Source organism: Jatrophihabitans telluris, assembly GCF_023516435.1.
GTDB classification, from domain to species: Bacteria; Actinomycetota; Actinomycetes; order Mycobacteriales; family Jatrophihabitantaceae; genus Jatrophihabitans_A; species Jatrophihabitans_A telluris.
In genome coordinates this window covers 2,749,663-2,761,756 of record NZ_CP097332.1, presented here as the reverse complement: position 1 = coordinate 2,761,756, position 12,094 = coordinate 2,749,663, and the positions used below count along the sequence as shown (strand labels likewise).

The following is a 12,094-nucleotide window of genomic DNA, read 5'->3' as shown; positions in this document are numbered from 1 at the left end:
GACATAACGTTAAGGGTCTACCTGAGGGTGAGAGTTTCCGGGCCGCCGATCGAAAGCAGGAGAGTCATGACCGCACAGCCACAGCACGAATCCAGCGTGGTGGCCTCGTGACCGCCCCGCACAACTACCTCGCCGTCATCAAGGTCGTCGGCGTCGGTGGCGGAGGTGTCAACGCCGTCAACCGGATGATCGAACAGGGCCTCAAGGGTGTCGAGTTCATCGCCGTGAACACCGACGCACAGGCGCTGTTGATGTCCGACGCCGACGTCAAACTCGACGTCGGCCGCGAGCTGACCCGCGGCCTCGGCGCCGGCGCTCAGCCCGAGGTGGGCCGCAAGGCCGCAGAAGACCATCGCGACGAGATCGAAGAGGTGCTCAAGGGTGCCGACATGGTGTTCGTCACCGCAGGTGAGGGTGGCGGCACGGGTACCGGCGGTGCCCCGGTCATCGCCAGCATCTCCCGCAAGCTCGGCGCCCTGACCATCGGCGTGGTGACCCGTCCGTTCTCCTTCGAGGGCAAGAAGCGGGCGACCCAGGCCGAGACCGGCATCGAACAACTCCGCAGCGAGTGCGACACGCTGATCGTGATCCCGAACGATCGCCTGCTGCAGATCTCCGACCACAACGTCTCCGTCATGGACGCCTTCCGCAGCGCTGACCAGGTGCTGCTGTCCGGTGTCCAGGGCATCACCGATCTCATCACCACCCCGGGCCTGATCAACCTCGATTTCGCCGACGTCAAGAGCGTCATGAGCGGAGCGGGCTCGGCGTTGATGGGCATCGGTTCGGCCCGCGGCGACGGGCGCGCGCGGGCCGCGGCCGAGATGGCCATCGCCTCGCCGCTGCTGGAGGCATCGATGGAGGGCGCGCACGGCGTTCTGCTGTCGATCTACGGCGGATCCGATCTCGGCCTGTTCGAGATCAACGATGCCGCTTCCCTGGTTGCCGAGGCCGCTCACCCGGACGCAAACATCATCTTCGGTGCCGTCATCGACGACACCCTCGGTGACGAGGTCAAGGTCACGGTGATCGCGGCCGGTTTCGATTCGGGCCAGCTTCCTTACAAGAAGGTGGAGCCCCGCCGTGACGAAGCGGGCGCGATCACCGGCGCCGGCGGATCCAGCCTGTCGGCTACGACCTCGACGACGCCCAAGCCGGCCAGCAACCCGCCCACGCCGATCCCCGGCACGCCGGGAGCGACCTGGACGCCGGCCCCGCAGATACGCAAGCCCGTCCAGGTCGACGAGGACGAACTCGACGTTCCCGACTTCCTCAAGTAGGGCGATGCCTGCGTGCAGGACCGAGCGGTCAGATGGTGTCGATGAGCGCACCTGACCGCGCCGCTGAGTTGCGGGCGAACCTGCGCGCGGTTCGACTTCGGATCGCGACCGCTGCCGAACGGGCCGGTCGCGATCCGAACACGATCACCTTGATCGCGGTCACGAAGTTCTTCCCGGTGGCCGACGTCCTCGCTCTCGCCGAGGCCGGGGTGACCGATTTCGGGGAAAGCCGTGACCAGGACGCCTCGACCAAGGCTGCCGAGTTCGCCGACCTCAGCCCATCGCCGGTTTCGTGGCACTTCGTCGGCCGGTTGCAGACGAACAAGGCCCGCTCGGTCGCGAGCTACGCGGACGTCGTGCACAGCGTCGACCGGGCGGCGCTGGTGGATGCTCTGGCCAACGGGGTGCGTGCGGCCGATCGGGCGCCGCTCGCGGTGCTGCTGCAGGTCAGCCTCGATGTCAACGATGTCAACACGATCGCGGGACCGTCCGGCGCCTCCGAACGAGGTGGCGTGCGGCCCGGGGACCTGCTCGCGCTGGCTGATCAGGTCGCCTCGCGGCCAGAGCTCGTCGTGGCCGGCGTGATGAGCGTGCCGCCGCAGGATCGCGATCCAGCCGACGCATTCAGCGAATTGCTTCAACTCTCGGCCGCGTTGCGAGCCCAGCACGGGGGAGCGACCATGATCTCGGCAGGGATGTCGGCCGACCTGGACAGTGCGATCGAACATGGCGCGACACACGTACGAATCGGTACGGCGTTGCTCGGCCCTCGTAAGCCCACCATCGGCTAACGTCGCCTCGAAGCGGGCTCCGAGGCTCCAGCCGAACAACGCCCGCGGCGTGACAAGTAACGGGCAGTACCGACACAGGAGGACGAAATGGCGACAGCCTTTCGGAAGATGGGCGTCTACCTGGGACTCGTCGAGGACGACGAATACCCGGAAGGCACCGAGTCCTACGGTGCTTTGGCCCGCGACCCGCAGTACACCGGTCGGCGGGAGGTCGAGGTGAGCCCGCCGCGCGGGTACGACGCCGCAACGACCCACGACACCCACGCCGAGGGGTACGAGGAGGAATACGGCTTCGAGGCCGCCTACGAGCCGCAGCCGTTGCAGCGCATCACCACGCTGCACCCGAGGACGTACAACGAGGCCAAGACGATCGGGTTGCAGTTCCGCGGCGGCACCCCGGTGATCATGAACCTGACCGAGATGGACGACGCCGACGCCAAGCGGCTCGTCGACTTCGCCGCGGGTTTGACCTTTGGCCTGCACGGAAGCATCGAGCGGGTCACTCCCAAGGTCTTCCTGCTCAGCCCGCATAATGTCTCGGTCACCGCGGCGGACAAGCAGCGGATCGTCGAAGGCGGCTTCTACAACCAGAGCTAGCGGGCGGGTCCAGCGCTCGGCCGGCTGGCCGCGGACGGGCCTGTCCGAACGCTGCCCGACGAGAGATGGAACACTTACCGCATGGCGACGTTTTGGGCATCCCTCGGGTTGCTGCTCCTGGTGTTCTACCTGCTCGTGGTCGCGCGCCTGATCGTGGAGTTCACCCGCAGCTTCGCCCGCTCATGGCGTCCGGCCGGCGTGGCCGCGATCGGGCTCGAGGTGGTCTACAGCATCACGGACCCCCCGATGAAGCTGCTCCGACGTCTGATTCCGCCCCTGAGGGTCGGCGGGATGAGCATCGACGTCAGCGTGATCGTGCTCTTCGTGATCATCTACATCCTTCAGCAGATCGTCGGATCACTGGCCACTTCGGCCTATGGTCCCGCTCGCTGAGGGCGGCCGGTCATTGACGTCCCGAACCGCTTCGGGTCTAGGTTGTAGTCGGGATTGGCACGTCGTGCGTGGTCCTGACCTACATGATCGGTATCCTCGTGATGCCCCGACTTAACCAATCGGGTGTTCAGCGGTTACCTTTCTTGGTGCCCGTGTTAGACCAGCTGTTCCGTCCACCCGTCCGATCTCGAGTTTGCGGTGCTCCAACTGGAGCGCAACGTCTGACAACACATGAGGTGAATCGATGCCTTTGACTCCCGCCGAAGTCCACAATGTGGTCTTCAAGAAGCCCCCGATCGGCAAGCGCGGGTACGACGAGGAGGAGGTCGACGCCTTCCTCGATATCATCGAGGTCGAGCTCGCTCGCCTGATCGACGAGAACAAGGACCTGCGCGATCGCGCCGACAAGGGTGGCGCTGCTCCCGCCGCTGCTCCAGCGGCCGCTGCCGCGCAGGGAGGCGGCGGCGACGCCGCGGCTCTCAACGGAGCGCGCGAGGAGATCAACAAGCTGCAGTCGCGCGTTCAGGAGCTGGAAGGCAGCCTGAACCAGACCAAGCAGGCGCAGACCAAGGCGCAGCAGGACCTGGCCGCGGCCCAGCAGGAAGTGGCCGCGTCGCGGCAGCGGGCAACCGCCGCCGGTGGTGACGCCGCCGCGCTGGCCTCGGCCCGCGAGGAGCTGCAGCGAGCAACCGCTCGAGCCTCCGAGCTCGAGGGTGCACTCAACCGAGCCCAGCAGGAGACGGCCCAGGCCCGGCAGGCTGCTCAGCAGGCTCAGGCCGCGGCGGCTCAGGCTCCGGCTCAGGGCGGGCAGGCCGCCGGCGGTGCTCCCGTTGCGGCTGGCGTCAACCAGTTGGCGCAGGCCGAACGGGTGCTGGCCCTGGCCCAGCAGGCCGCCGACGAACAGACCGCCGCAGCCAAGGCGCACCACGAGAAGACCGTGGCCGACGCCAAGGCCCACCAGGATCGCGTGCAGGCCGAGGCCCGCGCGTTCCACGAGAAGACCGTTTCCGAAGCTCAGCAGCGTGCCGAGCAGCTCGATCGGGAATCGCAGTCACGTGCGTCGAACACCGTTCAGGAAGCCGAGCAGCGCGCCGCCCAGATCACCACCCAGCTGGAGCAGCGCAAGGCAGCGCTGGAGAAGCGGCTGGAGGAGCTTCGCACCTTCGAGCACGAATACCGCTCGCGGCTCAAGAGCTACCTGGAGTCGCAGCTGCACGACCTGGACGCCAGCGGCGGCACCGATCCGCAGGCCCAGCAGGCCCAACAGCCGGCCGAAGCAGAGAACCGCGGCTGATCACCAACACGAACCCAGACGGGCCGGACTCCTTCAGAGTCCGGCCCGTCTGGGTCTGATCGCACGATCCCAGCCGCTACCGGCGAGGGCTGAGGCAGACGGGAGTAAGACGTGCAACTGGCGATCCTGCTTGTTCTGGTCGTGGCCCTCGGATTTCTGGTTCTCGGTCTGATCGGTGGCAGCACACCGCTGGTCGTCGCCTCTGTCGTCGCCAGTGCCGTCGCCATCATTGCCGTCGTCCGGGCCCGCCGCGCCCGAGCTGAGGCGCCGGTTGGGGCCGACGCTCCCGCCCGCTCGCATGCGGCGGGCGCGGCGGATCTTCCCGCCGCGTCGGAGTCGGTCGCCGCAACCGTGGCCACGACTATCGGTGGCGGCAAGCACTCGGCTGCCCGGCTGGGGACCGCCCGCCAGATCGCCGAGGCCGCTCCCGCCGCTGCCGCTGGCGTCGTCGAGACCGCTCCCGCCGCTCCTGCTGGCGTCGCCGATGTTGCCGTGGTTTCTCCCGCGACTGTGCCTGCGGCTGCGGCTGAGGCGCCCGAGCCTGAACCTGCGATGGCCGACACCGAGGCGCCCCTGCGACGACACGGTGACGATCTCGTGTGGGTCCTCGACGGCCGGCCCCGTTACCACGTCCGCAGCTGCGGATTCCTGAACGGCCGACCGGTGGAATCGATCCCGCTGAGTCAGGCGGTCGAGGACGGGTTCACTCCATGCGCCCTCTGCGATCCAGACACGAGCGTCGCCCGTACCAGTTGAGGTTGCCCTTGTTGCGCGCAACAAGGGCAACCTCAACGCGGGAATGCGCGCAACAAGGGCAACCTCAACGTCGAGCTGGGCAGCAGGACCGCGGTCAGCTGCGGCGGATCCAGAAATGCAGGCCCATCTCCTCGTCGTGACCGGAGAACCAGTCGGCATCGGACGTCGGAGCACTCGCGATGGCGTCGTCACTGTTGCCGGCGATGTTTCGATCGGGACTGGTGTCGACGGCGCCCTCGACGATGTCGGTAGCCAGCACCTCGGTGGCCAGTTCCGTCGCGTGGTGCCGGATCGCTTCGGCCGGATCGGGTGAACCGCCGACCCGCCAGCGCAGCTGGATCCGGTCGGTCACCTCGAACCCGGCGTTCTTGCGGGCCTCCTGCACCAGACGGATCACGTCGCGCAGCAGCCCGAGACGCCGTAGCTCACCGGTCAGTTCCAGGTCGAGGGCGACAGTCTCGGCCCCTTCGCTGGTGACCGCCCAGCCCGACCGCGGCGCCTCGGTCACGATCAGCTCGTCCGAGCCCACCCTGATCTCCTCGCCACCCACCGTGACCGTCGCGGAACCGCCCTGCCGGACCGCGTGCGCGAGGGCGGTGGGATCGCCCGCGGAGATAGCCGTGGCGACGTCCTTCGTCCCTGAGCCGAACCGTTTGCCCAGGGCCCGGAAGTTCGGCTTGACCGACACGTCGACCAGATCCTCGGCATCAGCCAGTGCGGCCAGTTCCAGCACGTTGAGCTCGTCGGTGACCTCCGCCTTGAGCGGGTCCGGTATGCGATCCCAGCCTGGCGCCGAAACCAGAGCACGAGCCAGCGGCTGGCGCGTCTTCACCTTCGATTCGGCCCGCGCGGCTCGTCCGAGCTCGACGATCCGTCGCACCAGGGCGACCTGCTCGGACAGCTCGGAGTCGACCGAGACCGAGCGCTCGGGCCAGGGCGCCAGGTGGACGGATTCGACGCCGGTGCTCTGCGCGAACAGCGCGCCCCAAACCCGCTCGGTGACGAACGGGACGAACGGCGCGAGTAGCCGGGTGAGCACATCGAGGCAGTCGTGCAGCGTCTGCAGGGCAGCGGGGTCACCGTCCCAGAAACGCCGACGGGAGCGGCGGACGTACCAGTTCGACAGGTCATCGATGAGACCAGCCAGGGCGCGCCCCGCACGCGCCGGGTCGTAGGCCTCCAGAGCGTCATCGACCTCGAGCGCAACTCGATGTGTCTCGTTGGTCGCCCAGCGGTCCAGCGCGGTGGGCTCCAGTCCGTGAGCGGTCCCCGGCGTCCAGTCGTTGGCGCGGGCATAGAGCGACTGGAACGAGGCAATCGACCAGTACGTTCGCAGCACCTTGGAGGCGATCTCCTCAAGGTTCTTGTGGCCGACCCGCCGTGCCGACCAGGGCGAACCGCCGGCCAGCATGAACCACCGCACGGCGTCGGCCCCGTGCTGGTCCATCAGCGAGATCGGTTCGAGGATGTTTCCCAGGTGCTTGCTCATCTTGCGGCCGTCCTCGGCCAGGATGTGCCCCAAGCACACGACATTGCGGTAGCTGGACTGGTCGAAGACCAGCGTTCCCACCACCATCAGTGTGTAGAACCAGCCTCGCGTCTGGTCGATCGCCTCGGAGATGAAGTCCGCCGGATAGGCCGCCTTCGCCAGCTCGGCGTTGCGGTGCGGCGCCCCGAACTGGGCGAAGGGCATCGAGCCGGAGTCGAACCATCCGTCGATCACCTGCGGAACTCGGTGGAAAGTGCCCGCCACGTCCGGCAGCGTGAAGGTCGGGGCGTCGACGAACGGCCGGTGTGGGTCGAGCTCGGACAGGTCCTGGCCCGTCAGCGCGGACAACTCGGCGAGGGAACCGACGCAGACGAGGTGGGTGGGGTCGGCATCGTTGCGCCAGATCGGTAGCGGGGTGCCCCAGTACCGATCCCGCGACAGCGCCCAGTCGATGTTGTTGTCGAGCCAGTCGCCGTACCGACCGTGCTTGATCGTCTCCGGGTACCAGTTCGTGCGCTCGTTCTCACGCAGCAGCTCGTCCTTGCGGGCGGTGGTGCGGATGTAGAACGAGGGCAGCGCGTAATACATCAGCGGCGTGTGGCAACGCCAGCAATGGGGATAGGCGTGCTCGTAGTTCACATGCCGCAGCAGCAAGCCGGCATCGCGAAGCAGGCGCACCAGTTCGGCGTCGGCGTCTTTGAAGAAGACGCCGCCGACGACCGGAACATCGGCGAGGAAGTGGCCGTCCTTGCCAACCGGATTGACCACCGGCAGCCCGTAGGTGCGGCAGGTTGCGAGGTCGTCGGCTCCGAAGGCCGGTGCCTGATGCACCAGGCCGGAGCCGTCCTCGGTGGTCACGTAGTCGGCCAGGACCACATAGTGCGCGGGGTTCTCGGCATCGCCGATGGGGACGAACTCGAAGGGCCGCTGGTAGGTCCAGCGCTCCAGGTCGCGTCCTGGAAGCCGCGCGAGCTCGGAGTACTCGGCGCCGTTGAGGGCCTTGTCGACCAGCGGAGCGGCTACGACCAGCGTCTGCGCCGGCTCCCGCTCGCCGCCGACCGTCCGCACGACCAGGTAGGTGACCTCGGGATTGACCGCGACGGCGGTGTTGGAGACGAGGGTCCAGGGCGTCGTCGTCCACACCAAGAGAGACGCTTCGCCCGCGTAGGGACCCGAGGTGAGCGGGAACGTCACGTACACCGAGGGGTCGACCACGGTCTCGTAGCCCTGGGCCACCTCGTGGTCGGACAGCCCGGTGCCACACCGGGGGCAGTACGGGGCCACCCGATGGTCCTCGACCAGCAGGCCCTGGTCGAAGATCTGTTTGAGGGCCCACCAGACCGACTCGATGTAGGAGGCGTTCATCGTCCAGTAGGCGTTGTCGTAATCGGCCCAGTAGCCCATGCGCTCACTCATGGCCAGGAACTGGTCGACGTTGCGCTGGACCTCCGTGCGGCAGGCCGCGTTGAACTCCGCGATGCCGAAGCGCTCGATGTCGGGCTTTCCGGTGAACCCGAGCTGCTTCTCGACCGCCAGCTCCACCGGAAGACCGTGGCAGTCCCAGCCCGCCATGCGGGGGACGTGATAACCCTTCATCGTCTTGAACCGGGGGAAGAGATCCTTGAACGCCCGAGCCTCGATGTGGTGGGTGCCCGGCGTGCCGTTAGCCGTCGGCGGACCTTCGTAGAAGGTGTAGCGGGGGCCGCCCTCGGTCTGGGCCAGGCTGCGTCGGAAGACGTCCGCGCGTCGCCAGAATTCGATCACCTCGTGATCGGTCGCGGCCAGATCGACGTGGGCGGGCAGCGCGCGGTAAGCGGGGGGCGCGGTTTCGGCGCTCGTCTGGTCCGGGCGGTACGACGTCATCCGGTGGTTCTCCTTCGCCTCGACCGCCGGCCGGTGCCGACGATGCATTTGGTGAAGGGACGACGGAAGCCGCCGCGGTACCACCCCTCTTGGCGTCAGCGATCGACGCCCGCTCTTGCTGGTGCAGCGGCTCTACTGGCCGGCCTTGATGGCGGTCGGCGTTCTTCCGCGGGCTCGAAGGTGATTTCGCCGCCGGGCGTGGCCCCCGGGCTCGCACCGTCCCCGGGTCGCTTTGGCTCGTTTCCGGCGCTACTTGTCCTCGTCAGCGCCCGTACCGAGTCTAGAGGCAGTCGGGGTGGGGATCACGTCGGTATGCGGCGTGCCCCGACGCAGTCCGTTTGGTCCGGCTGGTATAGATATGGCGGCGCCGCGGACGCAGACGTGGCTCTAGCGCGAAGATCACCGCGCTCGTATCGTGAGCGCTCCGGTTCGTTTACTAGACAAATGTTCATCGGATCGCACGAGGCTTTCGGAGAGGTTCGCCATGGCGGGAGTTCGGGGACGGATCGGTCAGGCCTTGCGGCGGGCAACGGGGTCCACCGCGGTCGCGGCTGCCAAAGCACCGGCTCGGAAGGTGGCGACCACGGTGAGTCCCGCGAAGAAGGCGGCGCCGGTCAAGAAGGCGGCGCCGGTCAAGAAGGCGGCGCCGGTCAAGAAGGCAGCGCCGGTCAAGAAGGCGGCGCCGGTCAAGAAGGCGGCGCCGGTCAAGACGGCAGCGCCGGTCAAGAAGGCAGCGCCGGTCAAGAAGGCGGCGCCGGTCAAGACGGCAGCGCCGGTCAAGAAGGCAGCGCCGGTCAAGACGGCAGCGCCGGTCAAGAAGGCGGCGCCGGTCAAGACGGCAGCGCCGGCCAAGAAGGCAGCGCCGGTCAAGACGGCAGCGCCGGTCAAGAAGGCAGCGCCGGTCAAGAAGGCAGCGCCGGCGACCAAGGCGGCGCCGGTCAAGAAGGCAGCGCCGGCGACCAAGGCGGCGCCCGTTAAGAAGTCCGCATCGGCCGCGGTCACCAAGGCGGCCGTTGCCGCGGCGAAGCCCGAGCTGACGCCGAAGGAACTGCAGGCCCTGCGATCGCAGTTGGAAGCCGAGTTGCACGGCCTGCGTAGCGATTACGACCGGTCCATGGTGCAGCTCAACGAACTGCAGACGACCAACACGGACGGGGCCGGCGACGACCAGGCCGACGCTGGGAGCAAGACCTTCGAGCGGGAGCAGGAACAATCGATCGCCAACAACCGGCACGACCTGATCGTCCAGATCGAGCACGCCATCGAGCGAATCGACTCCGGCACCTACGGCCTGTGCGAGAACTGCGGCAAACCCATCCCCAAGGCGCGGCTGCAGGCGTTGCCGATGGCCACCCTGGACGCGGCGTGCAAGGCGCGCGAGGAGCGCCGCTGAGCTGACCGGAGCCGGTAGGGGAGAATGCCCCTGTGACCTCTCCCGGGACCGAACCGGCTGCCCCCGCTCCACGGACCGCCCGCCGGCCGACCAAGATCGGCATCTTCGCCGCGGTTGCCGGGCTTGCCCTGGCCGCCGACGCGATCTCCAAGTTGTTGGTCGTCGCCCACATTTCGGCAACCGAACCTGGCATCAAGCTGCTCGGAGGCCTGGTCTATCTCGACCAGGCCCGCAACTCCGGGGCCGCGTTCTCGGTCGGGACGGGCGCCACGGTCGCGCTCACCGCCATCGCATTGATCGTGGTCGCGGTGATCCTTCGTGCCGCGCGGCGCCTGACCTCGACCGCGTGGGCGGTCGCTCTCGGCCTCGTCCTCGGCGGCGCCCTCGGAAATCTGGTCGACCGGCTGTTCCGTTCCCCGGGACCGGGACGCGGGCACGTGGTCGACTGGATCTCGGTGTTCGGCGACGCCGGAAAGTACTACCCGATCTTCAATCTGGCCGACTCGTGCATCGTCGTCGGCGGGGCGGTCGCGGTCCTGCTGTCCGTTCGCGGGGTGGACTTCAACGGCGGACGGAATCCGATCGCCGACGACGACGACGATGACGGCGACGACGACGACAGCGCCCCTACTCCGCGCAACCCCACTCAGCGCGACCCCACTCAGCGCGATGGTGTCGGTGAAAGCAGTCCGGGCCCTGCGGCGGACGAGCCCGACCGCGGCCCAGGACCGGAAACCTCCGGCGGCGGTACGGTCACTCCCGGTGCCGCGGAGCGGACGACCGATGCCTGACAGCCGGATGGTGCCGGTCCCTGACGGCTTGGAGGGGCTGCGCCTGGACGTGGCCATCTCCCGATTGTTCGGCCTGTCCCGGACCGCCGCGGCGGACCTCATCGATGACGGTGCGGTCAGCGTCGACGGCTCGATGCCCGCCCGGTCGTCGAAGGTGGTAGCCGGCTCCTGGCTGGAGATCACGATTCCCGACCCGGTGGACCTCAGCACGGCCCCGGCCCAGGCGGTGGACGGACTGGTCGTGCTGTACGACGACGCCGACGTGGTCGTGGTGGACAAGCCGGTGGGCGTGGCCGCTCACCCCACGATCGGGTGGGACGGGCCTACCGTCGTCCAGGGCCTGGCCGCGATGGGATACCGGATCTCCACCTCCGGCGCCCCCGAACGGCAGGGTGTCGTCCATCGACTCGACGCCGGAACCACGGGAGTCATGGTGGTCGCCAAGAGCGAGATCGCCTACACCGTGCTGAAACGGGCGTTCAAGGAACGCACGGTGGAGAAACTGTATTCGGCACTCGTTCAGGGCCATCCGGATCCGACCAGCGGAACCATCGACGCGCCGCTGGGCCGTCATCCGTCCTCGGAGTGGAAATTCGCGGTGGTCGCCGACGGCCGGGACAGCGTGACGCACTATGAGACGGTGCAGGCCTACCGCGCGGCGACGCTGCTCGACGTCCACCTGGAAACCGGACGTACCCATCAGATTCGGGTGCACCTGGCCGCGATGCGGCACCCGTGTTGCGGGGACGCCCTCTACGGCGCGGATCCGGTCCTGAGCCGGCACCTCGGGCTGACGCGGCAATGGCTGCACGCCCGCGAGCTCGGCTTCGACCATCCGACCTCGGGGGAGCGGGTCAGGGTCGTTTCGCCGTTCCCGGCCGATCTCCAGAGGGCGCTGGACGTGCTGGAGGCCGAGGCATGACAACGGTTGCCGCGACGGCACTTACAGTCCCGACCCCGGAGGGTGGCGAGATCAGGGTGAACCCGTTCCGCCCGCGACCGTGTAGCTCCACAGCTCACTGCTGAGCCCCACCGGCCGTTTCGGTGGTTCAGAAGTCTCACCCTCGGGTTGATGCTCACTTCGATGCCCACGGCCGAAGGCGGGCGAGTTGGCCCAGGCCGCGAACGCCTGCTCGTCCCGCCAGCGCGTGATCACCAGCCACGTCGTGCGTGCGTCCGTCGGTTGCAACAGCTCGAAACCCTCGAAACCGTCGGCGTCGTCGACCGCCCCGGCCCGAGCGGCGAACCGATGGGCAAGCTCGTCCCCGCTGTCGGCAGCCACGGTGATCGCATTGATTTTGATGATCGACATGAACTCGATGGTCCTCCTGCCGATCGGTTAGGTGACGGTGGGTGGTGCTGAGTCGCACAGGACCATCCACCGTCCACCACGCGCTCGACACGCTCGACACGCCGATGCTCGCGCCGACACGCCGAAGCTGTCAGA

General features: G+C 68.0%; 11 protein-coding genes. 9 read left to right on the top strand and 2 right to left on the bottom strand.

Going from position 1 to position 12,094, the window contains the following annotated elements:
• Window positions 1-107 precede the first annotated feature (107 nt).
• The 6 genes from ftsZ to M6D93_RS12815 all read left to right on the top strand — a co-directional run bounded on the left by ftsZ (window position 108) and on the right by M6D93_RS12815 (window position 5,111).
• A complete protein-coding gene (ftsZ, locus tag M6D93_RS12840; RefSeq protein ID WP_249769650.1) occupies window positions 108-1,280 on the top strand; it encodes a cell division protein FtsZ in 1,173 nt (390 codons plus the stop codon).
• A 41-nt stretch (window positions 1,281-1,321) separates the two neighbouring features.
• The gene (locus tag M6D93_RS12835; protein WP_249769648.1) at window positions 1,322-2,071 is read left to right on the top strand and encodes a YggS family pyridoxal phosphate-dependent enzyme; all 750 of its coding nucleotides are present in this window, start codon (window positions 1,322-1,324) and stop codon (window positions 2,069-2,071) included.
• An 87-nt stretch (window positions 2,072-2,158) separates the two neighbouring features.
• Window positions 2,159-2,668 (top strand): cell division protein SepF, encoded by a 510-nt coding sequence (locus M6D93_RS19410; RefSeq protein ID WP_283818581.1) that lies wholly within the window; start codon window positions 2,159-2,161, stop codon window positions 2,666-2,668.
• Between the two features lie 81 nt (window positions 2,669-2,749).
• Complete coding sequence (locus M6D93_RS12825) at window positions 2,750-3,061, top strand: YggT family protein (RefSeq protein WP_249769646.1); 312 nt, start codon at window positions 2,750-2,752, stop codon at window positions 3,059-3,061.
• 244 nt (window positions 3,062-3,305) lie between these two features.
• Window positions 3,306-4,355 (top strand): DivIVA domain-containing protein, encoded by a 1,050-nt coding sequence (locus M6D93_RS12820; RefSeq protein WP_249769644.1) that lies wholly within the window; start codon window positions 3,306-3,308, stop codon window positions 4,353-4,355.
• Window positions 4,356-4,466: 111 nt separating this feature from the next.
• On the top strand, window positions 4,467-5,111 hold the full coding sequence (locus M6D93_RS12815; protein WP_249769642.1) for a hypothetical protein: 645 nt from the start codon (window positions 4,467-4,469) through the stop codon (window positions 5,109-5,111).
• 94 nt (window positions 5,112-5,205) lie between these two features.
• Here the strand turns inward: M6D93_RS12815 and ileS are convergent, their stop codons facing one another.
• A complete protein-coding gene (gene ileS, locus M6D93_RS12810) occupies window positions 5,206-8,463 on the bottom strand; it encodes an isoleucine--tRNA ligase (RefSeq protein ID WP_249769640.1) in 3,258 nt (1,085 codons plus the stop codon).
• Between the two features lie 484 nt (window positions 8,464-8,947).
• On the opposite strand from ileS, the gene M6D93_RS12805 reads away from it, so the two are divergent.
• From M6D93_RS12805 to M6D93_RS12795, 3 genes are read left to right on the top strand one after another with little or no spacing between them, the layout of a single operon-like run.
• Window positions 8,948-9,856 (top strand): TraR/DksA family transcriptional regulator, encoded by a 909-nt coding sequence (locus tag M6D93_RS12805; protein ID WP_249769638.1) that lies wholly within the window; start codon window positions 8,948-8,950, stop codon window positions 9,854-9,856.
• A gap of 32 nt (window positions 9,857-9,888) precedes the next feature.
• Complete coding sequence (lspA, locus tag M6D93_RS12800; protein WP_249769637.1) at window positions 9,889-10,647, top strand: signal peptidase II; 759 nt, start codon at window positions 9,889-9,891, stop codon at window positions 10,645-10,647.
• Window positions 10,640-11,569: an RluA family pseudouridine synthase gene (locus M6D93_RS12795; RefSeq protein WP_249769636.1), complete on the top strand. Its 930-nt coding sequence runs from the start codon at window positions 10,640-10,642 to the stop codon at window positions 11,567-11,569. Before lspA ends, M6D93_RS12795 begins: the two co-directional genes overlap by 8 nt.
• Window positions 11,570-11,620: 51 nt before the next feature.
• On the opposite strand, the gene M6D93_RS12790 is transcribed toward M6D93_RS12795, so the two are convergent.
• Window positions 11,621-11,959 (bottom strand): antibiotic biosynthesis monooxygenase family protein, encoded by a 339-nt coding sequence (locus tag M6D93_RS12790; protein ID WP_249769635.1) that lies wholly within the window; start codon window positions 11,957-11,959, stop codon window positions 11,621-11,623.
• Window positions 11,960-12,094: the final 135 nt, after the last annotated feature.

Bases quoted from the DNA above. Each gene is read 5' to 3' on its own strand.
- M6D93_RS12835 (WP_249769648.1), top strand. From the start codon at position 1,322: ATGAGCGCACCTGACCGCGCCGCTGAGTTGCGGGCGAACCTGCGCGCG.
- M6D93_RS19410 (WP_283818581.1), top strand. From the start codon at position 2,159: ATGGCGACAGCCTTTCGGAAGATGGGCGTCTACCTGGGACTCGTCGAG.
- M6D93_RS12825 (WP_249769646.1), top strand. From the start codon at position 2,750: ATGGCGACGTTTTGGGCATCCCTCGGGTTGCTGCTCCTGGTGTTCTAC.
- M6D93_RS12820 (WP_249769644.1), top strand. From the start codon at position 3,306: ATGCCTTTGACTCCCGCCGAAGTCCACAATGTGGTCTTCAAGAAGCCC.
- ileS (WP_249769640.1), bottom strand. From the start codon at position 8,463: ATGACGTCGTACCGCCCGGACCAGACGAGCGCCGAAACCGCGCCCCCC.
- M6D93_RS12805 (WP_249769638.1), top strand. From the start codon at position 8,948: ATGGCGGGAGTTCGGGGACGGATCGGTCAGGCCTTGCGGCGGGCAACG.
- M6D93_RS12795 (WP_249769636.1), top strand. From the start codon at position 10,640: ATGCCTGACAGCCGGATGGTGCCGGTCCCTGACGGCTTGGAGGGGCTG.
- M6D93_RS12790 (WP_249769635.1), bottom strand. From the start codon at position 11,959: ATGTCGATCATCAAAATCAATGCGATCACCGTGGCTGCCGACAGCGGG.